A 26,341-nucleotide genomic window follows, 5' to 3' on the forward strand; every position below is an offset into this window, starting at 1 on the left:
CTTGGGGTCTCACACCGCAATCATCGTAGAGAACATGGCACGATGTGAAAATACAGCCCTTCGTACCTGCACGATAGATCATGAAGGCGAGAGCACACGTCAGGATGAGACTTGGTGGCGAACTGCTCTAGAGGGAAAAAGTGGGCTCTATGTTTTGCTGCTTCTCATGCTGGGGTTCACCATTCGGCTTGTGCCGGCCTACCTCATTTATGGCTCTTACGATGTGGGCGCATGGCGTACGGTAGTGATGTATCAGGGTATGGGCAAGAACCCCTACCTTACCCACAAGCTGAATTGGCCGCCCTTATGGCCTACCCTGCTATTGTGGGCTGGCCGATTAGAGACGGTGTACCACCTGCCCGACTACTTCGCCGTTAAGCTGCCGGCTATTATCTGTGATGTAGCCGTTGGGTTTGCTCTCTACTTCTACTTCTTTTTCAAAAATCCCGAACAGCCCCATTCGGCTTTTCGGCGAGCGCTATGGTACATTCTTAACCCTGTGGCCATCTTTACCTGTGCGGTACATGGACAATTTGATTGCATTCCCGCTTTGTTCACCTTGCTGGCCGTTATTGCATTTGAGCGCAGTTCTTCTGAAGGGCGCTTTCCGACCGTTGCTTCCCTATGGCTCTCTTTAGGGGTGCTTGCACGTACGTGGCCAGGGGTGCTAGCGCCGCTTTTTTTGCCGAGGTTACGGGGGTGGTCGCGACGAATTTCGTTTCTTATAATTGTGCTGCTGCCATCGGCTCTTAGCCTCTGGATACTGTATCTGCAGGTACCGAATGTTATTCTGCACGATGTCGTGCACTATCGGGGGGATATTGGAGATTGGGGGTTGGCAAGCACGGCGAATCTATTTCCCGGTTGGCCGTGGTGGCGCGCATTTAATGGCTGGATTATCCGTAAGTTGCTCTATTTAGGGTGGCTGCTGATCTATCTCGTCTTTTGGCGCAGGCGGGCGGATATGGGAAAATTGGCCTGTTTGGCAATTGCGAACTACTATGTTTTTACCCCGCATGCAGGGCAACAACATTTTGAATGGATCGTGCCCGTTGCCGCACTAGCCGACATCGGCTGGCTGCGTTTCTATACCGTTTTGGCTGGGGTGACTTTATTGCTATACTACTATCTCTGGCCGTTCAACGGCGAGCATTTCGACTTTTTGAGTCATCAGCATACTCTTTCGTACTATCACAACTACCTTTCGGTGCATGCGCACTTCGGCACCGCCTTGTTGATGCTACCGCTTTGGGGATTTTGCGTAGTGTGGTATAGGGCGCTTTGGCGGCGCTGTCTTCTGGAAAGCATTTGAAAAATTCCCCGATTGGTGTTATTATGTGCAAAGAGGGAGAAGCAGGCCTCTTTACAGCGAGATGAGCGATCTTTTTTGGGACTTATTCGAAGGGCAGGTTTTAGACGGGAAGTACCATCTTCGCCAACGAATAGGCGTTGGGGGATATGGCGCCGTTTTCTTAGCAGATGAGGTGGTGGCGGGCCGTGCTCTGCGCGAGGTTGTGGTGAAGCTCTTTCGGGTTGCGGAGGAGCAGAGAGAACAACAGCTACGCGAGTTGCAGACCTCCACAACGCTTCATCATCCCAATCTCATTCGCTATTTCGCCCCCGGGCAGTTCACGTACTCTTTTCAAGATAAGACGATCTCCATGCTCTATTTGGTGATGGAGCGCGCCGATGAAAGCCTAGAGCAACGGCTGAAGCGTGGTTTGCTGACGCCTGAGGAGGCTGAGACGCTGCTACGACAGATGTGCGATGTTCTGCTCTACCTGCACGAACGTCCAGAACACTGGGTGCATCGGGATGTAAAACCGGCCAATATTTTATGGTGTGAGGGAAGGTGGAAACTTGCCGATTTAGGTTTGATGCGCGAGCTAGGGCCACGGAGGGATATGACCACGGCGACTACCGTGATGGGCACCCCGGCCTATGCACCGCCGGAGGCATTCCGTAACTATGTAACCCCGGCGTGGGACATTTGGTCGTTGGGCGTGGTGTTGGTGGAGGCGCTCACGGGGCATCTGCCTTTTGAAGGGAAAAGCATTGAGGAGAAAATCCATGCGGTTTTGCACTTACCGCCCTCTCATCTGCATCGGTTACCGGAGCCGTTTCAGACGATTGCGGAGGGCTGTTTGGAGAAGAACCCGCGCGATCGTTTAACTCCTCGAGGCATATTGGCGTTGCTTGATGCACCGCCAAAGCCGCCTCAAATGGAAGTGCGTTGGCGCACCCTGATAAAAGCAGCTGCCTTCGGAGGCGGAAGCCTGTTTTTGTTGCGGGGCCTCCTCTCGTTTTGGCTGCCGGGTGGGGCACGCTGGAGCCCGTTATTTCTCGTGCCGGAGCGAGCTTCGCTCTGGTACGATCCGGTAATAAGCAACTGGTCGCCTTCCTACTTCTATCCGTTCGTAGCTCCTTACACTGTATTGGGGGTGATTTTGGATGTAGGGATTCTTTTGATTATCTACCGGATTTTAGGGATGTTTGGGAAAGCCCAATGGTTGCTATTTCCCATCTCCATGTTGGTGTCGCTGATCTGCATTTTGCTATGCATCGGCGGGTTAAGTTTTCTATTTCATGTGCCGCTGATTAACCCGTATGGTTCCGTATCATGGATTGTGTTGGTTCAGCAGGCCACTCTATTAGGTTTGCGCTATTTAGCGCTTGGGGCGGCGTTCTCGGCGCTACTTTTTGTTTCTCTTGGCGATACGGTGGCGAGCGCGTTCTGCTTTCTTGGCCTAGATGTGCCTGCTTTGGCATGGGGGGTGATCGGGGCGATTGGGGGGGCTATAGTGGGCGGATTTCGCAAAGGCGTTTTGCCGGAGATGGGAGAGTTGCGGCGTTGGTGGCGTATTGGGACGGCAGGTATTTTAGCCTTAATTGCCTTAGTAGCATTAATGGCTCAGAAAACAGTTTTTTCCAACCCAACTTTTGTGCAGAGATGGGTGTGGACGAAGGAAGGATCGGGAGTTTCGGTAACATTGGCTGGCCGTTGGCAGGGAGTTATCGGCGGGCAACGGGTAAAGATGAGACTTGATGCATTGAGCGCGAACCGTTTTGTGGGGCGGTTAGAGGGGCTTTCTGGGCAAGGTATGGCTCGGGTGGAGGGACGATTGAACGGCAGTGTCGTGATATTGAAGATCGTTCCTCCATCCGGTAGCGGGCCTGCGCGTCAGGTGGAGGGATATATTGACTTCTCAGGCAAGACGATGCAGGGTTGGGAGCGGGATCGCCGAGGCCGGCGCCTAATGTGGCGATTGAATAGACTTTAGAGCGGTACCACGGTACAGTTCATCCTTCAAAGGAAGTCCAGGACGAGCTTTTAGTCTACTCCTCTGACAGTGTATGTGAGCCTAGTGCGTTGGTTGTAGCTTTGGGAATGTGATGAGTGCTTCCTCATCCAGTTCTGCTAGCTGAAGCGTTGCAGTCCAAAGTTGACAGTAGACGTTTTCTGAAATCCGTGTAAAGCCGTGAGCTAAGATAGACTCGTTGCGAGCTGTTAATGGCGATTCGACTCCGTCGAGATTTAGTCTTTTGAACTTTGCTCCCAACTCGTCCTCAAGGACATCTAGAAGGGCATATATATCTTGGAGACCAAGCATGACTTTGCCATCCCTGGCTCGATTGGCCCATTCTGAGCGCAAGGGTTCTGGAATGCTGCTCAGGGGACGGCTTTTGTATTAGGGATTTGGTGGCGCTCTTTCAGTGCTAGTTGGGCAAGGGCTTCGACGGCGCGATAGAGTCGAGCGACGGCGTCATCAAGCCTGCCTTCCTCTTTTCGGCGTTGGGCATTCGCTAGGAGGTCTTTGATGTGCTGTTGACTTGGTACAGGATCACGTGTCAACTGTTGAAGTATTTGGTTATGTGAATCGAATAGACGCTCTAGGGTATTTGATCTCAGGGTGGGTAGTGCGGCTGCCAGATCGTTTATGGCCTTCATGGCCTCTTGAAGCTTGTCGAAGGCTTGCTTATGGTCGAAGCGATCCCATGCGTCGTATACCTCGGCTAATTGACAGAGGGCATTCAACTCTCGTTTTAGAGATGGAGAAGATGTGTTCTTCCGCGCGACTTCAGCTACTTCTGCCGCAGCAGCAAATGCTTGTTGATCAAAGAGCACAGCGAAGCGTTCTATTGTCTGAAACCCGAGAGCATCCCATGGATTGCTGGTGTGAAGCACTTGTTCCTTGCCGGATACAACAAGGCCAACACCATCGCTTGTCCGTTCTTGCCCGCCCACATAGGAGAAGATACAACGCCAGTCGCGAGCTTGTAGAGCTAGTGCGGCTGCCATGCATTTCGTGCCTCCTGTGAAGTCTACGACGACCTGATACCGACCACCACGCTCCAGCCAGCCTTTGACTAGTGGGGTAAGATCGCGGAGTTCTTTTACGCAGCTGGCGAAATCTTGCCCATCGGTAAGTACTATAGTATCGTATTGTCCTGGACTGATCCTCAAATCATTCTGCTCAGCGAGGGATATGATTCCGCTAATGTATTTCTCTGTCTCAGCGGACGGAACGAACACTACTTTTTCTGGTTTCCAGTGCTTTAGCGAGGCGACAATCGGCTCGGGGCTGCCTCCAATAGTGCAGATAAGAAGATTATATTTGCCCACGGTATCGCTTGATGTTTCATTGGGATGGCCTGCCATAGGAATCCACCTGCATTTGCGCTATTTATCTATTCTGATTTATTTTAGCATGGAAAGATGCCATTATGAACGGCTACCATAATGGTATAAGTACAGTTACCAAATAGATGAATATTGGCATGTTAAGCAAGGGGGTTATGTAGGCTTGTATCACCGTCCGGGTTTGAAGCCGGGATTCAAGAAAGATAGGCTTTCGCACAGCGTTTTTGGGCGATGAGTAGCAAAAGGAGGGTTAGGCCAAGAAAAACGAGCATCTGGTAGGGCCAGTGAGGGTATTGAAACGGATAGTCCGGTGCGATGGTATGGTCGTAAACCCATTGGGTACGCAGGAGATCGAATTTGATGGGGGTAGTAACCGCCACCACGGGGTTTATGAAGAGCAATGCGACGATGGAAGATGTGGGGTTTTGCATAGTGTTTAGGATGGGATTGAACAGAAAAAGATCGATGATGAGAAGAAAAAAGAGCACATAGCCTATAATGAGGCCGCGGGTTGTGGAACGCCCCGGCGATGATTTTCCTGACCCAAGACACCCAATGGCGGCGAATAGGAGCAGGGTAGAAAGGAGCACCAGGTGGGCCTTGAGGAGGCTAAGCATGTGAACATCGGGTAGCGGATGGAGTGCATTCTGAAGATAGCTCCAGAACAGGAGGCTGCAAAGCCAGCAGAGGATAGGAACACGAAGGCGGGCGAAGAGACGACCTGTAAGAAGTTCAAACGGGGTAAGACCGGTGAGCAGCGCAGCTTTAAAATCGGAGGTCTCGACGGCGGCTGGTTGAGCATAAGCGCCTAAAGTGGCCCCGGATAAGGGAAGAAGCACGGCCGCGGCGACAAAGGCCGCAGAAGCCCATTGTTGTAACCAACGTCCCCAACGATCTCCTGTGCTGCTAGTATGCTGCCACGGAGTTTCTAGCCATATTTTTTGAAGTCCTAACGCGATGAGAAGAAACAGACCAAAGATCAGCACGGCCGTGCCTGCTTCCCACCACCAGGCACGGCCGCGCCATTGACGCCTTGCAACGGCTATGAGAGCCTGGAGGCGAGGAGGTCTAAGGCTTCTTATCCGGATGGGTCTGGTCAGGGACATGGATCGCTTTGAAAATGACTCGCACGGAAGTGCCTCTGCGTGGGGTTTTGGCAGGATTGACCATCCAGTCGTTTTGGATCTCGTGCATGGGGTTATCTAAAATAGCGGCAGGGTCGTGCCAAACTGCTACGAGCGAACCACAGAGATCGGCCTCAAAGCCCTCAGGCAAAATGCGCGACCCTGTGAAGACCCAAGGATGATGCGGCATCGGGCTGTTGTTAGAACCTTTCATGAGGAAGTCTTCCGCACGGGCTTCATGTTCTTTGCCATTGCGGTCTTCCCAACGCACAAGGATATCCACCGGATCACCCTGGGGTGATGTGGGGTCGCCTTGATATTGCAGCACGTTTTTCGGTTCGAGACCTAGCAGTAGAAGCCCCACTTGAAGGTAGAGTGGTCTGACGTCGAGCCGAAGGAGGCTTTCGTATGTCTTTCCCATAGGGGTGACGGCGAGATATTCCACATCGCCCGAATCCATGTTGATCTCACCGGGGCACGTTAAGGTGTGTGCTTTCATATCAATAAGCAGGGTGCCAAGGCGGTAGAGGTTATCCGTGATCTTTTCAATAGGAGATGCTTTGGTAGAGGAGACCTTCGCTGGCGACGGATTCGGTGGTGGAGGTGAGTCTAGAACGGCCCTAAGACAGGCTGAAGGGCTAGAGAGGGTTGCAGCGATCAGACCAATGTTGAATAGCTTGAAGAACCTCATCACCGTTCGACCTACTTTTGGTATATCGGCAATAAGCCGGCCGGTACCTGAAGTACAAGAATGGACATTGCGGTGGCATAAACACCGCCTGCATCGGAGCCAAAGGGGGTATCTTCCCAGCTTCCGTTTGCGTTTTGGGTGCGGACGAGTTCATCGCGAATGGCGGGGTACCAGGTGCGCCAAAGCGTTCCGCCCTCTTGGTAGGCCGCTTGGGTGACATAGTAGATGGCATAGTGGAAGTGTTCTCGATAGAGCCAGAAGTTGCGTGCATCGAGGGGATGTTCGGCCAGATAACGAAGGCCATTTTGACATTCTGGAGTGTTGCTGAGATGAGAGAGATAGAGGGCAAGCACACCGGCACCGGTTCGAGCAACGTTCGATTGATTTTGACCGATTTGGTAGCTGAAGCCACCATCTGGGTTGGCGGCACGGCGAATATAGCCGATAGCGCGATTGAGGGTCTCTTGGGAGACGGCGAGGCCGGCATTTTGGCAGGCCTTAAGAGCCATAAACTCGACGATCGTGACAGACAGGTCGGCATCGCCTGGACGAGGCATATAGCGCCAGCCTCCATCGAGCCAGGGTTGGCCGTTTTGGTTTTGCGTATCTTCCAGGAGGCGAATGGCAGCTTCCAGTTTCGGTTTAAGGCCGCGCAGGCGGGTCATACCATAGACTTCGGCGAGAGCAAGTAGAGCAAATCCGTGTCCATACATGGGAGGTCCCCCATTGGCGCTACGAATGAGGCCGGGTGGGGCGAACTGTCCGCTCATTTGAACCTGTTTGGCAAGCCAATCCACGGCTAGATCGAGATTGGTGCCGTAGGGGCCGCGGCCGGGTTGATAACCTGCGGAAAGGAAGGCAAGAAGGCAAAGGCCGGTAATGGCCACATCCTCAGGGTAGCCTCCACTCGCCCAATGGCCGTCGGGCATCTGCTGGGCAGCCAAGTATTTAAGGCCACGTTCCACGGCGCGCTCCGATTGCGGCGTGCCAAGGTAGAGACGCGCTTCGACATCCCAAGGCGATACCGGACGTCTTGTTCGTTGTTGGCCGGCGAATGCAGGCGCCGTTGTTAGCAAGAGCGGTACGGCAACTAAGAGCGCACTCCATAAGTGGCGCTTCATTTTCCTTTTTTCTCCGCAAGGCTCTCGTAGTATCGGTAGACAAAATCTTGGAATTCGGGTGGGATTTTCTCGCGTCGGCCTTGTTGGAGGGCTCGTTGGGCGCGTGGATCGAGAGAGGGCTTGCCCGCAAGCATGTTGGGGCTGAAGAGGGCTCCACGCTGAACGCCTTCGAGGCGGGTAAAGGGTTGCATTTGTGGTTGGCTACCCGGGCGCTGCATGGGGCGTGGGGCGCCCTGCATGGCCTGCTGCATGGCTTGTTGCTGTTGCTGCTGTTGTTGCAGGGCTTGCTGCACCTGTTGTATAGCTTGGTCGAGGTTATGCAAGGCTTGGTCTTGCTGCTCTTGGGTGGGGCGACCCGTCTGTTTTTGGCTCAACTGTTGTTCGGCACGTTGCATATGTTGCCCTGCCTGCTGTGCAGCTCTTTGCGCATCGGGCATCTGCTGAAGGTGTTGTGCAGCCCCGTTGGTAATCTCTTCGGTCATCTGCTGCCCTCGGTCAAGATGCTCCGCCTGTTGCTGTTGTTGAGGGGATAAGGAGTGGTCGGGCCGTTGTTCGCGCTCTCGGTCGAGCTGGCCTGTTTCTTGGCGCAGTTGGTTCTGGAGCGAGCGGCCTAACATAAGTTCACCGAGGGTTTCGGCCATCTCATCCTGCTGGGCTGCGTTCGCTCCCTCTTGGCCGTTTTGTTGATCGGCCTGTTGCTGACCGCTGCTATTTTGGGCCTGCATTTGCAGAGCTTTCGCGATAGCATCGAGAGTACGCGCCGCGTTTTCTTGGGCCTGCTGAGTTGAAGTTCCGGTGTTTGGTTCATCCTGATTAAGATTTTTGCTTGCCTTATCCATTTGGCCTGCTGCCATGCGCATGGCGCGTTGGAACGCGGGCGAGGGAAATTTACCGGCAAGTTCGTTGGCTTGGTTTTCTGCGTCCTCTTGACGGGCACCAACTTGGCGCCGCTCACGCATATCGTTGCTATCGAGGTTCCCTTGTTGGGCGGCCTTATCGAGGCGGCGGGTGGTATCGAGCAGGCCATGTTGCAGTTGTGCAAGCTCCTGCACCTTCTCGGCAAGTTGTTGAGCCGCTTGGATTTGTCGGAGTTGTTGAGCGGCTCTTTGGGCGTTCTGGGCTGCTTTTTGAAGGTCTTGTGCCGCCTGATTAGCAGGAGACTGGGCTTGTTGTGGGCGGTTCTGCTGAAGCTGTTGTCCTGATTGCTGAAGGTTCTGTTGAGCATTTTGTAGGTTTTGTTGGGCTTGGGGCACGCCTTGCAGAGCGTTTTGTGCTTGTTGAGCCTGGCGTTGTATCTGTTGTTCTTGGCGGCTCAAAGCATGGCTTTGAGAGGAATCGGGATGCTGCTGAATCTGGTTAGCCACACGCCGTTGTTGCTGGGCTAGCTCTTGGAGGCGTTGGGCCTCCTGCTCGAGCTGCTCGGCAGAAGTCATTTGGTTTTGTTGTCCTGCAGCCTGTTGTGCGGCCTCGGCAGCCTTTTGAAGCGCTTGGGCTGCGCGATCTTGGTGCGGGGCCGCGTTTTGCGGGTTGTTTTGTTGAAGATTTTGCTGAGCCTGTTGTTGGTTGGAGTGCACTTGGCCCTGTTTAAGCGCTTCTTCGGCCTGTTTAAGCGCCTGGGCGGTCTGTTGATCACCGCGTTCTTGGGCGGATTGCGCCGCGCGTCGCAGTTGCTGCTCCAGTTGTTGGGTCTCTTTGTTGACCTGCGCCTGCTGTTGGCGTTCAACCTGCAGGCCCATCTTATCTTCGGGTGCCATCGTTTTGTTATTTGAGCGAAGGTCTTCTGCAATGGCCCGAGAGCTATCGGCAAGTTGCTGTTGTTGTTGTGCAAGGGAGGCCGCTTTTTGGGCTAACTGATCGGCCGAAGGGGTGCGCGAGAGAAGTTGCTGGATGCGATCGAGTTCTTTTTGAATGCTATTTTGTTGCCGACCGGCTTGGTTGAGATTGTCGAGGCGCTGTGGTGCTTTGGCCGATTCCGCTTGCTGAAGCGTTTGTGCTGTGGCGGGCATTTTCTGGTTGGCCTGAGCTTGCAGGGCGTCTGCCGCCTGTTGGCGTCGGTTGAGTTCAGAGGGCGTAGCCAACTCGTTATTTTGAAGCTGCTGGGTGAGGTTCTGAACTTCTTGGGCTAAAGACCGGGCCTGTTCGGAGGCGGCCATCTGTGTTTGAGCTGCCTGTGAGATGCGATCGGGGGCCGGATGAAGGCGGGCTTGCTGGGTCTGTTGCTGGGCCTCGTTCTGAGTGCGCCGCAGCTCCTCTAGCGCATGCTGCTCTTCGTCGAGTGCCTCCTTCAGCCTCTGTTGCATTTCGGGCACACTAACAATATGGATATGATAGGAGAGCGAGGTGGTCGTGTGGGGGCCATCTACCGCATCGTTATCGGTGGCGCTTACATTATAGGTGATGACATCGCCCACGTGAGGCTGAATGCTTGCCAGATGCCAGCGGAGTCGAATGTCGGCAGAGGGAGCACCGGTAGGTCCTGGCAGTGGGAGTTGATGAATGGGTGCTCCCTTTGGTAGAGCGGATGAGAGTTGCGTTGGGTCTTGATGCGCTTTTTGGTAGTTCAAGTCCATGCGGTCTATACCAAAGTCATCGGAGGCATGGGCCACCAGCGGCAGCGAGCCATTGGGCACGAGATCAAGGTCGGTGGCCGGTCGCTGGATTTGAACCGAGGGAGGCTGATCGCGCTCCATACGAATGGTATAGGTGGGGCTATTGGGGTTCGTGAAGCCATGCTGGTCGGTTAGAATGAAGCGATAGGTGCCGTTTTGCATCACATTGAAAGCACCTGAGAGTGTTTTGCCGGCGATATGCCAAGCAGATGGTACCCCGTTGAGGTAACAGAGGGCGGAGCGTAACGGGGTATTGGTGGTAGCGCTCACTTGAATATACGACCCTTTGAGGGCGGTAAAGCTGCCTGTGGGCGCATTGATGATCTGGGGTGGACGATGGGTATAGGCCGGGAACTGGATGCGCAGCCGGACATTCACGATAGTAGGAAGCGGCACAACCGTAATATCTCGTGTATTGGAGCGCCCATCGTTGGCGAGGGCAACAAGCGATACGCTTTGTGTGAGATGTGCAAGGCGGTAGCGAAAGAGAGAGCTTTTGAGAGAGCCGGCGGTTTGAATGGTAGTAGGCCGATCGAGCGCTATCGTTTGCCAAATGTCGGGAGGGTCGGTCTGCCGATGGATACGGAGCGTGCACTGTGTGGCCGGTTTGCCCCAAGTTTTAATGGTGATCCATGTCGAAGCCCCTTCGGGCAGGAGAGTTTGTTCGGGAAGAACCTGCAGGCGAGTTGCGGCGAAGGGGGCGATATCTTGTTTTGGGTAGGAAAGACGCAGTATCCAGACACCGAAAGCTTGACCGGCAAGCAGAATGTGCAGCAGTAGAAGAAGGAGACAAGCAAAAGCGACAAGGGTAGCACGTTGAAGTGGTGTGGTATTAACAGCTTTGCGAAAGTCGAGGTCGGCAGCGATCTGGTGGGTTTCGCGAAGCAGGGATTGTGCGAGGGTAGGAGAGAAGCCGGCGGCGTCGGAAGCCAAGGCAGGCATAAGGCTAAGGCTGGTGAGAAGTCGTTCTGCAAACACCGGGAATCGGCGTTCCACCCTAATGGCCAATTGTTTATCGGGCAGCCTGCGAAGCAAGGCAGCGGCAAGCGTTATGGCTAGGGAAAGCAGGGCGAGCGCAATAAGGAGATCATGCCAAACGACTCGGCCGGTATAGGAGAGGGTGATATAGCGATCCACATAGAACCCAATGATGATAAAGAGGATAGATAGGCTCAGCGTCCAGAAAAGGCCTGACAATGCGGTAAGCAGGCGATAGCGTGTGCGTGCGGCCTGAAGTTTGGCAATCAATAAGTTATTCGGTGTTTCCATGGCGATAGCCTCGTTAGTTCTTATATACGTTAGACGCTTAGGTTTTCTTTAGGTTACCATTGAAGAATGTGCTTCTGTCTAGCTGCCGATGGGCTGTTGCAGAAAAACTTGAAGGGGATAGGAGGCAATGAGGCGATCATCGCAAAGTAGGCCTGCCACGTGGACGCCCGCCTTGGTAATGGGCACCATACGTAGATTAAGGCCGATTTGGATGGTTGCAAACGCCGAGCGTTCCAGGCTATGCAGCACGGTTTGCCACTCGAAGGGGAGATCGGGGGTTTCTAGGACCGTGCCGCCATCGGGGTCGAGCAGCCGTACCCGTAGGCGACGCGGCGTAGCCGACTGCAGGCGGAGGCTAAAGGCCACGGCCATGTTGGCATGGAGTGGCAGCTGAGATGTTGTGAGCGCCGAGTAGATACCAATGAGCGACTGTTTGCGCGTATGTTCTTCGGTAATGACGAGGTCGCAAATAACAAAGTAGCTAACCTGTACTTCGTCTTCTTCCGACATAGGGTTTTCCATTTCTTCAAGGACATCGTTTTTGAGAAAAATCTATTGCCATTCGAGATAGGTTCGAATATGACGGCTATAGCGGGGACTGCGTAGCTTTTGGAGGGCTTTCAATTCGATCTGTCGGATGCGCTCTCGCGTCAGGCAGAAGTGTCGGCCTACCTCCTCAAGGGTTTTGGGGTCACCATCTTCAAGGCCATAGCGCATAATAAGCACCTCACGTTCGCGTTCTTCGAGCATATTGAGGGCATCGGCAAGTTTCTCACGCAGAATGTTTTGAGAGGCGATTTCGGGCAGGGAGCTATTTTCTTTATCCTCAACGAAGTCGGCCAAGCAGTTCTCCTCACCCTCACCGATTGGTGTTTCAAGGGAAAGCGGCTCCGGGGCGATACGAATGATTTCGGTTACCTTTTCAGGCGACAGGTTCATGGCACGTGCGATCTCTTCAACAGTTGGCTCACGGCCGTACTCTTGAAGCAGTTGAGACGAGATGCGGACGAGCTTGTTGATCGTTTCTACCATGTGGACGGGGATGCGGATGGTGCGGCCTTTATCGGCGATGGCACGTGTAATGGCTTGACGAATCCACCATGTTGCATAGGTGCTGAACTTATAGCCGCGGCGATAGTCAAATTTTTCGATGGCACGAAGAAGGCCGATATTTCCCTCTTGGATAAGGTCGGAGAGGGCCATACCCCGACCATGGTAGCGTTTGGCAATAGAGACCACGAGGCGCAGGTTTGCGCGGGTGAGGGTATCGCGAGCCTGTTGGGCGGCCCGTTTAAGTTCGGGGTCGTCTTTGTTTTCGCGGGCGCGTAGGATGCACTGGGCGAGACGTATCTCCTCTTCCACGGTGAGGAGAGGAAATTTCCCTATTTCGCGCAGCCAGGCGTGCACAGCATCGTCAAGGGTAAAGGTTTCGACATCGTCGGAGAACTGCATTTCGGTATAGGGCAGAGAAGCCATCTCCTCGTCGCAGACAAAAAGGCTGTCATCCACTTCATCAGGATCGGGCCAAGGCGTTGCATTTTCGACCGCGGGCAGAAGGTCTCCTGTTTGGAGGCAAGGAAGGGCGTGGATATCCTCTTGAAGGGGCAGGGAAACCATTTCGGTTTCCGTTTTGGTGGGCTTAGCCTTTCTCTCGGAGGCCAGACGAGCTTGCTGGCCGTTTAGGGAAAACGAACGACGGCGTTGTTTACGTGTTTTGGTCGTCTCGTCCGACGTATAGGTTGTCTCTGCGGCGGCGCCGGTCATGCTCACACTCTCCTTCAGAGGGGGCGCACGAGGCTCTGCACCTAAAGGTTCGGCGCTTTATCAAGAGAGCCTCGAATGAGGCGCACCTTCTGGTGATACTGTTCGAGGAGGTCGCGACGCTCTGCCTCACTCACTGCTTGTTGTAGCCGCTGGGCAAGCTCACGCTTCTCTCTTTCCAACAGGTAACTTTGCAGTTGCTTAAGGCATCCGTCTACAACCTCTATTCGTAACTGTTCATTCGACACGAGATAGGCAGAATCCTCCAAGATTTCTAGCAGAAATCGGGAAAATGAAAAAGAATTTTGCGTGTTTGCTTTCTCACCGCTTTGTGCTTCTTCTGCTAGTGCCCGATCGAGGAGAGGGCGAGGGTCTATGGTGCCGTCGGCTTGGGGGGTGGTGTGGGCGATCCAGTCCAAAAGCTTGACGCCGTAGGGGGTCACCATCAGTTCGGGGCGCAGGTGTTCAAGTAGGCGCAGCCGCCACTCGGCACTGAAGAGGGCACGTAACAGCTGTCGCTCCGCTTTTTCGGCACGACTAAGTTGTTGTTGAGGCAACGGCTCCTGAATGTTTGAGAGGCTCTGGGATGTGCCAGACAAGCCACGTTTTGCGGTTTGCCCTGTGGGGACGTTACGCTGAGGGGGTTTTGACGCCTTTACCGACAATGTTGGCCGAAATGCGGGCAAAGGGGGCTGCTCGCGAAGAGGGCCTCTGTTTGCCTCCTCGGTAAGTGGGTAGCCAAGTGCCCTTGGGGCTTGGCCTCCTCGGAGATGGGCGGCTGCCGTCTCGATATCGGCCAATATCTGTTCGATGACCCGCTCGACGCCGGTTTTTCCAAAGAGCGGATGAAGGAAGGCGATGCGGTCGGCATAGCGTGCACGCACCGATAGTTTCTCAACGGTAGCGAGGAGAGCTATTGCTTCGGCAAGGGCATCGCTTCTGCCCGTTTCCATTTGCACATTGTGTCTTTCCAAAATACGTTCTAGAAGAAAATCTATGCGCGGAACGGCTTGGTCGAGGGCACGCTGAAACTCTTCGATCCCGTTCGGATGTTGGAGAAGCGAGGCGGGGTCTTCGCCTAAGGGCAATCGTGCAACACGCACTTCGGCGCCCTCAATACCGAGACTTTCCCAAATAATAGCTGCGCGTAGGGTGGCGCGGAGGCCGGCCTCATCACTATCATAGCAAACAATGACTTTGGGGCTATAGCGCGAGAGGATGCGAGCATGATGTTCGGTGAGCGCTGTGCCCAACGTGGCTACACATTGGGTAAAACCGGCTTGATGGGCGACGATCACATCGAGATAGCCCTCCACGAAAACCGGTGGCACATCGCGTGCTAGTTTGCGGCGGGCGAAATGAAGCCCGTAGATAACGCGCGATTTATCGAAAAGGAGAGAGGCGTCGGAGTTGATATATTTGGCCGGCTCTGCCGGGTCTAATGTGCGCCCTCCAAAGCCGATGATATTGCCGCCAATGTCGTAGATAGGAAAGATAATGCGATGTCGGAAGGTATCGTAAAAGCCGCTCCCCTCCAGTTTGCGCGCCTTGATCAGCCCCAAAGAGGCGGCCAGAGCAAGATCGGCACCCTTTTTTTTCAAATAATTAAGTAGGGCATCCCAACCGGCCGGGGCGTAGCCCAACTCCCAAAGCTTTTGCGTTTCATAGAGCACCCCGCGATGAAGCAGATAGGCTTTGGCCTCCTCATACCGCTGCAGTTGTTCGCAGAAGAACTCTAAGGCAAGCCGATTAATCGCCAGCATCTGCTCCCGTCGGCTCATCCCTTCCCCGCTTAGGTGATGCCGGTCGAAAGGAATGCCTGCTCTTTTGGCCAACCACTCCATGGCCTCGAGGAACTCCAGATTCTCCATTTTCTGGATGAATTTAAAAACATCTCCTCCTTCACCACAGGCGTAGCATTTATATATCTGCAAGGTAGGGCTGACATGGAAGGAGGGGCGTTTATCATCGTGAAAAGGGCAAAGCCCCTTATAGTCTTTTCCTGCCCGTTGAAGACGCACGTAGGTGCCGATGACATCTACAATGTCGTTATGGGCGCGTATCTCCTCTTTTAAAGCTTGCAGATCACGGAGCATAAGTTCCTACTTTTTGTTTTCAAAGGGCATAAAGCTCTTTGAATTTAGTTTGCAGGTAAGCGAGGTAGGGGCCTGCAGAGAGCGGTTTGCCGGTTGCCAGAATAACGAGTTCTTGTGGTAGGAATTTACGGCCATAGACGTGGATATGCTGGTGCAGCCATTGAAGGATAGGCGCAAACTCTCCCTGTTCGATCAGCGTTTCCAGGTTTGGGATGTCGTGTAGCATCGTCTCTCGCAGTTGTGCCGAGAGCAGATTGCCGATGGTATAGGTTGGGAAATAGCCGATAAGCCCGCCGGCCCAGTGAATATCCTGGAGACAGCCTAGGGCATCGTTGGGAGGTGTGATGCCGAGATACTCCTGCATCTTTACGTTCCAGGCATCGGGTAAATCCGTAACCGACAGTGTGCCATCGAGCAGTTGGGTTTCCAACTCGAATCGGAGGAGGATATGGAGGTTATAGGTAACCTCATCGGCCTCTACCCGGATAAAGGAGGGCTGAACACGGTTAATCGCCTGGTAGAGTTCTAAAGCGTTTAAGTGCGCGAAGGGATCGGGAAAGGCTTTTTGAAGGTGCGGAAGAATCCATTTACAGAAGGCATAGCTGCGGCCCACCATGTTTTCCCAAAAACGGGATTGACTCTCGTGAACGCCTAGACTCGTGCCTCCGGCGAGAGGGGTGGCCTCGTAGGCCTCCGGCGTTCCTTGTTCGTACATGGCATGCCCGGCTTCATGAAGCGAGGCAAAGAGCGCTTTCATCAGCAGATGGGGATCGAATCGGGTAGTGATGCGCACGTCATCACGAGAGAAACCGGAACAGAAGGGGTGAGGAGCGGGGTCTTGGCGTCCCCTGGTGAGATCATAGCCGAGTGCCTGCACTACCTCTTGGGTAAAGGTGTGTTGTTTTTCAACTGCAAAATCGCCTTGTAGGCAGGAATCATCGAACTGGCGTTCCGCCTCGGAGATATTTTTCACAAGCGCGATAAGGGCAGGTTTGAGGGAATTGAACAAAGCCACCACATCGGCATAGGTCGTGCCCGGCTCATACAGGTCTATAAGGGCATCGTAGGGATGGTGCTGATAGCCGAGGCATTCGGCTTTTTGACGGGTGAGCGCAAACATCTTTTCGAGAGCAGGGGCGAAAAGCGAGAAGTTGTTCTCGCGCCTAGCCTCCACCCACACTTCATGAGAAATAGCTTGGTGCCTGGCTAACTCCTCGACGAGGGTCGCCGGTATTTTCGTCTCTTTATCATAATCGCGGCGGGTGACGCGTACAAGACGCGCTTCGTCGCTATTCGGGTCGGTATCGGCGAGTGCCGATTCGCATTTGGCGAGCAGCTCGGCAGTTTTGGTAGAAGTAAATAGTTCATGGATAATGGATTCAAGGGCTGCCATCTGTTCGGCGCGAGCGGTTGTTGCCTTAGGGGGCATCATGGTCTGTTGATCCCACGACAGCAGACCGTCAATCTGTTGAAGACGTATGATGGGTGCAAGGTGTCGTTTTAATTGGTCAAGGGCATCGGACAAGGTTTGTTTTCTCCTTTTTAACGTGTTGATGATACCGCAGAGGGTTGAGTGCTTAGAAAATGGGAAAGCGTCTTATCAAGTTCCGGGCCGAGCAGTTGCTCTCTACCGGCCAAAATACGCCCGCTATCTCCATCAATGAGAATGGGGTAAGGCACGATATGGATGAAATAGAGCTGTGCTTCTGCAGTTTCCCAATATTTGCCATCGTAGACCTGCGGCCATGTCATGTGATGTGCTTTGAGGAAGGCCATAAGCTGATCTCGGTAGTTGGCCGGCTCGATGCAGATACCTAGAATCTCTAGGCCTTTGCTATGATATTTTTTGTAGGCAGCGGTTACATAGGGAAGCTGTGCCCGACAATGGGGACACCAAGAGCCCCAGAAGTAGAGCAGCACGCGTTTGCTGTGGTAGTCTTGTGGAAAGTGGACGATGTTTCCTTTAAGTGTTGTAGCGGTAAACGAGGGAGCTATTTGACCGACATTTAGATCGGGCGGGGGTGGAATCTCCGGAACCGATTTTGGCGAGCGCTCCACAATTACCGTGCTGCCATCGTAGTCGGGAATGGTTAGTTGATAGGTGGTGCCGCCAATGTTGAACGGTCGGTCGGCACGATATATCTCTCCACGGGCGTCAATTTTTCCGTTATGGTTCACATCAATCAGCAGGATGCTGCCCGGGAAGGAGGCGCTAACGTCACATTTGAAATCGCCTCTGGCAAGAAGGTCATAAAGGTAGGCAGTGTATTTGACGTTGTTGAGGATGAGTTCTCCTTTACGAATGTAGTCGGGAAGGTAGAGCAGATATTGACCGTAGGCTGCGGCATTGGGATCGTTGGGGTCGGGCAAGATAAAATGCATGGGCAGGTCTACGACGTGATCGGGGCTGTAGTGAACATGAAGCACCGCATCGCCCTCGTAGCGGGTGAGTTGTTGACCGTTTGCCGCCTTATAAGGAAACGTTTTCCATTGGACGGGGGGATCGTTCGTAAGGTCGCCATCGAGATCGCCGTCCACGATGAGGATGGGCGGCTTGTTGGGAGGAAACTGCACGAGGGCTACATAGTCTATTTCTTTGCCATTGGGCCAAAGGGGTATGAAGGCAAAATAGGGGTTAACCAGGTTTGGGGGGAGCTTTGTGACCTGAGGCGGGCGTTTGGCAAAAAGTGGGGCGCGCCTGGGGGTAGTGGGCGGTGCGACCGTATAGACTTCGGGGCCGGTAACGAGATCGAAATGAAAGGTATCGGCATGGCAGGGCAGTGGGGTTATAACCGGCCAGATTCCTGCCAAAGCGGCAAGAGAGGACGTTAGCTTGCTTAGAAAGTATCGGCGCGGTATCAAAGGCGACGTCCTGGTGCTTGCTGTTTGGTGGCGATTAAGAAAGTAGGTTAAGACGTTGCTGAGGTGTATCATCGTCCTCATCTTCTTGGGCTCCTGTAAACTGTTTGCTGAGGCGTACATCGCGTTGGGATTGGTAGCTTGAGCCTGCTTGGGAGCCGTAGAGGAATTCCGGTGCCTCCGTACAGCGCAGGAGATGGATGCGGAAGAGAGGTTGCCCATCCTCAATGAGGAAGGGAACATCCCGGCTGCGCACTTCAAGCACCACGGCAGCAGCGGTATCGGTGGCGGGGAGATCGGGGGCGTATCCAAAGCCACTGTCGAAAAAGCCGGCGTAATGGGTGCGCAGTTCGCCACTACCGGCGTCGAAGGCTACCATCTCTGCACAGATTGTTGGGGGAAGACAGACAAGTTCGCGAGAGCGAAAAATATAGAACTCGTCCGGCTCGAGGATGATGGGTTTTCCGTCGGCATAGAGACGATCCCAGTAGTGCCGTTTGCGCGCTTGACCGATGGCGCGGAGATCGATGGGTGGGGTATTCTTGCGGGCTTGATAGCCGATGGTAGCCTGCCTGCCTTGGCCGCTGTAACGCGGGAGGTAGATGGAGAGCAGAATTCCATTGGAGATGGCTAGATCGCGGGAGCGAAGCGGCAGCAGTTCGGAACTGAGGATAATAGGAAGTTCATCGAGGAGAGCACGGGTTTCTTCGACAGAGAGGCGTGGGTCTCCGGTTTGGAAGCGAATCTGGGCTAGGGCATCGCCTGCACGTACCCGAATGGCGAAAGAGCGTGGTACCACTTCGAGGTAGAGAGGCCCTCGGTATCCTTCTGGGGTTTCGTCAAAGGCGACTCCGTGTTCGGTAACAAGGCGACAAAAAACATCGAGACGTCCCGTTGTAGATTTCGGGTTCGCCCGGCCACGCACTCTTGGGGGTAAGGCAAGGCGTTCCACAAGGGGAAAGATGTAGACCTGGTTCTTTTCTAGAACCACCCCTTCTTCTGGAAGGCAAAAGTGGTACCAACCGAAGCGGGCAAGTTTTTGTGCCATGCCCTCTTCGCCTGGCAGGAAGCTGCATTGAACACGATAGCCCACTGCGCCCAGCCGCAGATCGAGGCTATTGGGCTGGATTTGGCCGGATCGAAGAGGTTCTTCTACTTCGATCCAGCCTTTTTCGATGGCTTGTCGTATCCACTGAGCCGGTAGAACGCCGTTTGGGCTATCGGTGTAGATGTTCATGTGAAGTTCGGGTCGGTAACACGTTGCGTTTCAACATTCTTTTTTGCTTTCGATGTCGCTTTCAACTGTTCGAGAAGCTGATCGTACGCTGTGCGATTAACGGGAAGCTCTACGGTGCTTTGGATTTTGCTAGACAGAATGATGCCATTGATCAGCTCCATGGCGTTTAGGCCTTCTTCTCCGGGGGCGATGAGCGGCTCGTTATAGAGGATGGCGCGGGCGAAGTTCTGGGTGATGGCGGCGTGGCCTTTCAGGGGTTTTTCCTCAGGCAGGGGCACAGGTTCTTCGGTGACTTTGGGGCTACCCCACATCTCTTTGGTGGTGTAGGTGAACTCACGAATGGAGCCTTCAACACGGAAATACTGGAGGCGGCTGCCATGAATGACGATCTTGCCGCGGTCGGCACAAATCTCAAGCATATTATGATTTGGAACCTCCATCGTGGAGGCATAGAGGTAGCCATGCGCCCCGTTTTTATAGGTAAGGAAGGCGTAGGCTTCGTCTTCCACCTCGATGTCGTGAAGGCGCGTGCGGGTTGTGCCGGTGATCGAAGCGGGTAAACCGGCGAGCCAACAGAATAGGTCGAGGTAGTGAGGGGCTTGGTTGATAAGCACGCCTCCCCCTTCACCGGCCCATGTGGCCCGCCAGCCACCGGAGTTATAGTAAGCTTGGCTACGATACCAGCCCATAACGAGGCTTGTACGATAGATTTCGCCAAGGGCGCCGCTCTCCACAATCTGTTTTGCTGCAAGGTGATGCGGCTCAGAACGCATTTGGTACATGATGCCAAACTTGCGGCCTGAACGGCGAGCGGCAGCGATCATCGCGTCCGCTGCCGAGACGGTGACGGCCAGCGGTTTTTCAGAAAGCACGTGAATGCCCCGTTCGAATGCATCTATGGCGATAGGAGGATGAAAATAGTGAGGAGTTGCGATGATCACAGCATCTACAAGCCCGCTTTCAAGTAGCGCAAGGTGGTTTGTAAAGCCGGGCACTCCAAACTTTTCAGAAGCCGACTTCACGGCCGTTTCATCCGCATCGGCGACCGCCGTGAGCTTGGCTTCGGGGATTTTGGAAAGCATGTTGCAATGCCCTGCTCCCATCCCTCCTACACCGATCACCCCAAAGCGAACGACTTCATCTGCCATAGCGGAAACTCCTTCTGTTATGAAATAGAATCTACCTGCTTTTTCGCCATTTCGGCGCCTATTCCCTTCTTTAGGCGAGGCCCTATATCTCAAATTGGAAGGATGAAAAGCTTCCTCTCCTGCTCTCCATAAAAATTGAGACCAGGGGGACTGTCGCCAATATGGGGAATTGGTCTGGCGCTTGCTGCGAAGCCCTGCGGCTTACCTCGGCGAGGGCAATGTGCCGACTGTAGGCGGTAGTGGTTAGCCGGAAGGTGACGGCCTTACTAGGGCTACATCGGTCTACTCACGTGGGACGGCATAGAGCCAGCGGCCGGAATGGGCGGATGTTAGGTTAAAGACGAGAGCGCCCTGTTCGATGTGGGCAGGCAAGGCGTCGCCACGGCTGCCGGGCTGAGGGCCTTCGGCAAAGAGTTGTACCTCTCGCAAGGGTTGGATGAGGGGGATCCGGATCGTTCCTTCGCCGTAGGCAAAGATGCGCAGGATGGCGCCGTGTGGTACGCGGCATTCAGGAGGTACCGGCGCCCAGGCGACTAGAGGCATCGGTTTATCCGCAAAAACGGTTGTATTTTCATCCACTTGGATGCGATCGGTGTTTCTGCCGGCAAATGCGACGAGGCGATGGCGTTCGTCAACGCGGAAAGTAACCGCCAGGTCGCCCTCGTAGGAAATCCTGTGCCCATGAACATGGAAATCCTTTAGCTGAAGCAGTGAAGGAGGAAGGGGATGTTGTTGCAGATAGGCCTGGTCTGCTTTTGGGTCTCGTGCGAAACCGCCTTGCCACAGCTCGGGGGTGTGTCGAAAATGCCGTGCGATGGCGATTGCGCCATTTGGGAAACGACAGCAGAGGTAGGGAGTTGTGCGCGACAGATACTCCGTGTTGTCGTTGACATGAGGAAAGCGACCCGTGGGTGGGTAGGCACCGAGGGCTGTAAGCACCTCGAACCAGTTGCGTGTTTCGTAGCCGAGGCAGGCCGCCTGATCGTCACGAGGGCGATAGCCAAGAAAAACGGCGGTGCCGCCGTTTGGAAACGAGCGATGTGTGCCTACAATGTGGTTTTGGACGGTAGCGACCGGTTCGACACCGTTCTGAGGAGTGACCGGATAGATGCGGTCGGGAAGCAGATGGGTAAGAATTATCTGCGGGCTGACATTCTTCAGTGGGCCGGCAAAGCGAACCTCCCTTCCCGGCGCCATCTTGCCCCATTCTTGGGAGGGGTTATAAGAGACGCCGAAAATCCCGCTCCATGTGGCAAGAATGGGTTGCCCCTCATTGGAGAGTAGAGGAGGCGGGCCTGCCCAAATGACACGTCCGCCTTCCTGCAACATCTGCCGGATGAGGGCAAGGAGTTGCTGAGAGGGAAACGGTTCAAAAAGGGTGACCAGGGTGGAAAAACGCCGGCCTGCCATCTCGATGGCGCCTCTGACGACCCTTCCTCTTTCCAAAAGCTTAGCTTGGGTCACATAGTTGGCGTAGCCGTAGAGCGTCATCCAACTGCCAAAGCGCTCTTCCGCGGCCACAAGGTCTATAGGGTAGAGCATGAGAACATCTACGTCACGATGTTGCATATCTTGAACCATGCCGTAGAAGGGAGAGCCGGCATCGCCGTAGGCATCCACTAAAGCGCCACGTCGTTCGGCGACGGGTCCCGGCATTCCCCAGTAGGCTGCGTAGGAGTAGGGGATGGTGTTGAGGATACCGGTAGAGCAGGCGAGGGCAAGCGCAAAGTAGTCGCGATCGGCGTAGCCTCCTTCAGCATGGTCGTTGCCGTTGCCGGTAAGATAGTCGCCCCAGGAGAAGTAGTCATAGCAGGCTGCAGCCGCCTGTTGTACGGTATTAGACCACACGAAATTTGAGGTGTACTCGTATTTTGCCGGGTTGTCCGGTTCCTGCCCCACCCGCCAGTAGTCAATGGTTGGGCTTTCAGCCCATGTGGCATGCGCTCTCGCCTCGAGTGGATGTCCCATCCGTTTTTCGGCATGGCGCTTGGCTTCCGCAAAGAGAGCTACAACGCCATCCTGGAGGAAATGATAGTAACGAGCTCGGAAAAGTGCAGTGGCATGAATATCCTCCGGGGTTGGGCCGAAGACATGCATCGCTCCTTCTTTGGCTGTGAGGTCTAGCGCCTTGTCCTCCTGACCGTGAACGAAATAGAGAAGATATTTTGCAAAGTCTTGATACTCATCACCATATTTAGCTGCAAAGGCGCGCACAAGGCCTGGACTGACATAGCGCATGGCAAATTCACCATGATCATGATGATGGAAGTAGTCCCAGTCTTGTTGGATATGCATTTCGTCAGAGTAGAGGCCGTTCAATTTCACGCCGGCATCTATGTAACGATCCACGAGGTTTTTCAGGTAGGGCAGAGCTTTTTCGCTGAAATAGTCCATTTCCGGTGTACGGTAGATTTGGACGGCTAGAACGCGGTCGAGAGGGCCGATATCGGTTTTGCCTCTGCCGTAGATTCGCACGCGCACGGCCTCGACGCTACCTTCGGTGGGGCCCATAATCTCGACGTGTGCGGTATCCGTGATCTCCACAATGGTTTTAGGGTCTGCAACGAGGTAAGGTGTGCCATGGAGGGGGTATTGGTGGAAGGCGAAAACGCGCACGCCAGCATCTTCCACACGAATGGGGCCTTTATTGTTAGTCCAACGCTGTTGGCGCCAAAGTTGAACGCTGTAGGCGCCGGTGGCGGGGTCGCGCAGGCCTTTGCGATAGTGCATCCAGATGCCCGATTCGCCGGTCTGTTTAACGTAGGAGGGACCGATTTCGAGGGGACTAAGCAGGCTCAGCTCTAGTGCGAGGCCGTACTTTTGAGCGAACTGGCCGATGGTGGCGATGAGCTTTATATACTCTTCACTATCGGGCATCAGCTTACGCGGGGCATTTTGGCCGGGGCGGTATTGGGCGAAAAACTGGTCGAAGGCGACGATAAGGGTTCGATGGCCGGCTGCTTGTGCGGCTTCGCAGACCGAACGAAGGCTTTGCATCCGTGGGGTTGTGTCTAGGCTGAGATTGATCGGTTGATCGGGATTTTGTGCAAGGGTTTCCAGCTCCTGATCGCTCACCAGAATAATAGCCGACTTCGGTAGAAGAAAGCTCCAAGGGCCTGGAAAGGCGACGAGGGGAGAATTGCTAGACACAGTGTTATTCATAGTAAGCTCCTCAGCAAAGCTGTTTCCTGAGAACAAGAAGAGACCGCTCCAGGCTGCACTGCCTAAGAGGGCCCGACGCGATAAAGCAGACGGTTTTGGGAAACCGTCCGGTCGTTGTTGTGAAGACATCGGTAATACCTACTTACTTGTTTTGGGGCCTATAGTCTGTTGAACGGCGCGCACAGGCCCGATCCAGATGGTGTTATGCTGCTCGGGCTGACCGAACAAGAAGGAGATATCGGCAAGGATGAGCGTTGTGAGTTGATTGGTATCTATGGGGTGGCTCAGGGCCTCTTGCGAATCGGGAGCGGGCTGCATAGCGGCGATATTTACCGAGACGGTTGTTGGTTTGGAATCGCCCGGAATGTCTACGATCTGAAAATAGCGAGCTCCATCCTTCATCTGAAGCGAAACGGCAAGGCGCACCCCTTTCTCCGCAGCGGCCTGGAAGACGATGCGGTCGGTGTTGCCCATTGCGACACGATGGAGGTCATGTAGAAGCAAGATGAGACGATCGGGGCCTTGTTGGTAGTGAACCGCGAGGGCACGATCGGGGAAGGGGGGATGGGGATCGTACTGCATCTCCTGGGAGCCGATAAGGAACCAGTGAATAGCATCTTGGTTGAGCGGGTCAATCCATACCCCCTTTTCATCATCGGGGAGCCTTGGAGTGGAAGGGACAGGGGTGTCGTTGGATAGCGCCTCGAAATCGGCAAGTCGAAGCGTATGTTGGCCGGAACTAGGCTGTAGAATGCCCACTATTTGGGGATCGGTGCCCATGAAGGCGCTGAGAATGGTGCTAACCGGCACGATGCCAATGGCCTCTATCTGATCGAGATCGAGTTTGCCGTCGGGGTCTGGTGGGTCGCCTTTATTATCGGAGAGCCAAAAATCTTTAGGATAGAGGGTGATCTCTTGCCAGGTTTTCGGTGGGAGCCAAAATACCTGTAGATAGCGACCGCCCTGATGTTCGGAGAGGGCACAGATGAAAGGGGAACCTATGTCGCTATAGGCCTGAAACCGGATAGCTTGGAGGGAGGCGAGCGTGCCCTGTTTTACCGGGCGAATCAGCACCTGAAAGGGCAGTGCGTTGTTCGCCCCCTGCTTTTGCGGATTCACCGTGTAGTTGAACACAAGTGCCCCTTTTGCGTTGGGTGGAAGGTCGGAAGCTTGATGGGTTATAGCGATAGTGCCGCCTCCTAGGTTCGTCCAGGGAGCTGTATCCTCTGTGAAGGCATCGGTAAAGAGAGCTGTTGACTGGGCTTGAGATACCGTGCCGGCCCACAGGAGGACGAGAGCGATCAGAATAACAGTTTTTGCGTTCATCAGCTTATCCTTTTCGGGCTAGGTCCATGCCTTTTGGATGCGTGCGATGGCAGTAGCGATATCTTCCACATCTCGTTGCGTGCCCAGCAGCACATATTGAGGAAGCCAGACGCATTCCGCGCAGAGCTGTTCGCAGACGGGGTGGTGGAGTTTTGTGTAGTCCATGGTAATTTTGCCGTTTGTGAGGGCGGCCAGGCGTGCTGCATGATGAGCAAAGGCCGGTTGTTGATAGAGAGGGCGATAGGTGGCCATGCTCGGTATGCCCTCGGCGTTTAGGGCACGTAGGAACTCCTCAAGGCTGTGGCCTCCGAAGGCGTCAGAGTGGTACCTAAAGGCATATAAGTGATAGGATTGACAGGTGATGCGTTCATCTTCGATAGGGAGTTGTATGCCGGGAATCTGCTCTAGCAGCTGGCGCAAGTAGGCGGCATTGCGTGAGCGGAGTTGAATCTGTTGTGGGAGGCGTTGCAGTTGGGCGCGCAGGAGAGCGGCTTGAAACTCCGTCATACGGTAGTTGCTGCCGGGGAAGGGATGTTCGTACCACTTCCCCCCTCGCGAGCGTCCGACGTTCATGATAGACCACGCGGCATCGGCGAGGGACTCGTTATTCGAGAGAACCATGCCGCCTTCGCCCGCATTCAGGTTTTTGGAGGCTTGAAAGCTGAAGGTGCCGAGATCGCCTAGAGCACCCACACGCCTTCCACGCCATTCTGCCCCGTGGGCCTGCGCAGCATCCTCTATGAGATAAAGGTTATGACGCTTGGCTATTGCCAATAGTCTGTCCATATCAGCCGGGCGACCGGTGAGATGAACCGCGATGATCGCTTTCGTTCGTGGGGTTATTGCGGCTTCTACCTGATCAGGGTCTATATTGTAGGTTTGCGGGTCTACATCCACGAACACGGGCAGAGCGCCGGCCATGAGAGGCGCGCTTGCAGAGGCGATGAAGGTGTAGGAGGGGACGATGACCTCGTCGCCGTAGCCGATTTCGAGGGCACGGATGGCGATCTCGATGGCCGCCGTTCCATTTGTGCAGGCGACGCCATATTGAGCGTGCTGGAAGGCAGCAAACTCCTTCTCAAAGCTAACCCCTTCCGTTCCACCTACATACCACCATTGACCACTGTTCAGTACCCGTTTCAGTGCCTGTTCTTCCGCATGCCCAAAGATGGGCCACCGGGGCCAGGGGTGCCGATGTCTATCGCGAACGGGCTTGCCACCGTCAATAGCCAACGGTTCTTGATCGGTAATAAGCATGAGCAGCCTCCTTTCTGCCACTAGGGAGGTAAAACCTTG

At 54.4% G+C, this 26,341-nt stretch carries 18 protein-coding genes; 2 read left to right on the forward strand and 16 right to left on the reverse strand.

All coding sequences use genetic code 11. The annotated features are described in order from the left end of the window. Window positions 1–34: 34 nt before the first annotated feature. Together VKV29_RS11515 and VKV29_RS11520 are read left to right on the forward strand one after the other, a co-directional pair. Window positions 35–1,312, forward strand: a complete 1,278-nt coding sequence (locus VKV29_RS11515; RefSeq protein WP_324201454.1) for a hypothetical protein — start codon at window positions 35–37, stop codon at window positions 1,310–1,312. A gap of 61 nt (window positions 1,313–1,373) precedes the next feature. Next, window positions 1,374–3,281 (forward strand): serine/threonine-protein kinase, encoded by a 1,908-nt coding sequence (locus VKV29_RS11520; protein WP_324201455.1) that lies wholly within the window; start codon window positions 1,374–1,376, stop codon window positions 3,279–3,281. Window positions 3,282–3,362: 81 nt separating this feature from the next. On the opposite strand, the gene VKV29_RS15390 is transcribed toward VKV29_RS11520, so the two are convergent. The 16 genes from VKV29_RS15390 to VKV29_RS11595 all read right to left on the reverse strand — a co-directional run bounded on the left by VKV29_RS15390 (window position 3,363) and on the right by VKV29_RS11595 (window position 26,302). Next, the gene (locus VKV29_RS15390) at window positions 3,363–3,653 is read right to left on the reverse strand and encodes a hypothetical protein (protein ID WP_414647353.1); all 291 of its coding nucleotides are present in this window, start codon (window positions 3,651–3,653) and stop codon (window positions 3,363–3,365) included. Between the two features lie 17 nt (window positions 3,654–3,670). After that, window positions 3,671–4,660, reverse strand: a complete 990-nt coding sequence (locus VKV29_RS11525; protein ID WP_324201456.1) for a TIGR02710 family CRISPR-associated CARF protein — start codon at window positions 4,658–4,660, stop codon at window positions 3,671–3,673. 176 nt (window positions 4,661–4,836) lie between these two features. Beyond that, window positions 4,837–5,748, reverse strand: coding sequence for a hypothetical protein (locus VKV29_RS11530; protein WP_324201457.1), 912 nt, complete (start codon window positions 5,746–5,748; stop codon window positions 4,837–4,839). Further along, window positions 5,711–6,457, reverse strand: coding sequence for a YdjY domain-containing protein (locus VKV29_RS11535; RefSeq protein ID WP_324201458.1), 747 nt, complete (start codon window positions 6,455–6,457; stop codon window positions 5,711–5,713). The genes VKV29_RS11530 and VKV29_RS11535 overlap by 38 nt, the downstream gene beginning before the upstream one ends. Window positions 6,458–6,468: 11 nt before the next feature. Further along, window positions 6,469–7,578, reverse strand: coding sequence for a prenyltransferase/squalene oxidase repeat-containing protein (locus VKV29_RS11540; RefSeq protein ID WP_324201459.1), 1,110 nt, complete (start codon window positions 7,576–7,578; stop codon window positions 6,469–6,471). Further along, window positions 7,575–11,456: a DUF4175 family protein gene (locus tag VKV29_RS11545; protein ID WP_324201460.1), complete on the reverse strand. Its 3,882-nt coding sequence runs from the start codon at window positions 11,454–11,456 to the stop codon at window positions 7,575–7,577. The genes VKV29_RS11540 and VKV29_RS11545 overlap by 4 nt, the downstream gene beginning before the upstream one ends. A 78-nt stretch (window positions 11,457–11,534) precedes the next feature. Then, window positions 11,535–11,966: a DUF6941 family protein gene (locus VKV29_RS11550; protein ID WP_324201461.1), complete on the reverse strand. Its 432-nt coding sequence runs from the start codon at window positions 11,964–11,966 to the stop codon at window positions 11,535–11,537. Window positions 11,967–12,008: 42 nt separating this feature from the next. Further along, window positions 12,009–13,220 (reverse strand): RNA polymerase sigma factor RpoD, encoded by a 1,212-nt coding sequence (gene rpoD, locus VKV29_RS11555; protein ID WP_324201462.1) that lies wholly within the window; start codon window positions 13,218–13,220, stop codon window positions 12,009–12,011. Between the two features lie 41 nt (window positions 13,221–13,261). Next, window positions 13,262–15,313, reverse strand: a complete 2,052-nt coding sequence (gene dnaG, locus VKV29_RS11560; RefSeq protein WP_324201463.1) for a DNA primase — start codon at window positions 15,311–15,313, stop codon at window positions 13,262–13,264. Between the two features lie 19 nt (window positions 15,314–15,332). Continuing rightward, window positions 15,333–16,838, reverse strand: coding sequence for a carboxypeptidase M32 (locus VKV29_RS11565; protein WP_324201464.1), 1,506 nt, complete (start codon window positions 16,836–16,838; stop codon window positions 15,333–15,335). A gap of 17 nt (window positions 16,839–16,855) precedes the next feature. Then, window positions 16,856–18,256, reverse strand: coding sequence for a TlpA disulfide reductase family protein (locus VKV29_RS11570; protein WP_324201465.1), 1,401 nt, complete (start codon window positions 18,254–18,256; stop codon window positions 16,856–16,858). Next, window positions 18,210–19,409, reverse strand: coding sequence for a 2'-deoxycytidine 5'-triphosphate deaminase (locus tag VKV29_RS11575; RefSeq protein WP_324201466.1), 1,200 nt, complete (start codon window positions 19,407–19,409; stop codon window positions 18,210–18,212). The genes VKV29_RS11570 and VKV29_RS11575 overlap by 47 nt, the downstream gene beginning before the upstream one ends. Further along, entirely contained in the window at window positions 19,406–20,557 is a 1,152-nt protein-coding gene (locus VKV29_RS11580) for a Gfo/Idh/MocA family oxidoreductase (protein ID WP_324201467.1), read from the reverse strand. The genes VKV29_RS11575 and VKV29_RS11580 overlap by 4 nt, the downstream gene beginning before the upstream one ends. A 282-nt stretch (window positions 20,558–20,839) precedes the next feature. Then, window positions 20,840–23,719: a hypothetical protein gene (locus VKV29_RS11585; protein ID WP_324201468.1), complete on the reverse strand. Its 2,880-nt coding sequence runs from the start codon at window positions 23,717–23,719 to the stop codon at window positions 20,840–20,842. Between the two features lie 138 nt (window positions 23,720–23,857). Next, window positions 23,858–25,045: a hypothetical protein gene (locus VKV29_RS11590; protein ID WP_324201469.1), complete on the reverse strand. Its 1,188-nt coding sequence runs from the start codon at window positions 25,043–25,045 to the stop codon at window positions 23,858–23,860. Between the two features lie 18 nt (window positions 25,046–25,063). After that, the gene (locus VKV29_RS11595; protein WP_324201470.1) at window positions 25,064–26,302 is read right to left on the reverse strand and encodes a DegT/DnrJ/EryC1/StrS family aminotransferase; all 1,239 of its coding nucleotides are present in this window, start codon (window positions 26,300–26,302) and stop codon (window positions 25,064–25,066) included. Window positions 26,303–26,341: the final 39 nt, after the last annotated feature.

It is taken from the genome of Chthonomonas sp. (assembly GCF_035294165.1).
In the GTDB taxonomy this organism is placed as follows: Bacteria; Armatimonadota; Chthonomonadetes; order Chthonomonadales; family Chthonomonadaceae; genus Chthonomonas.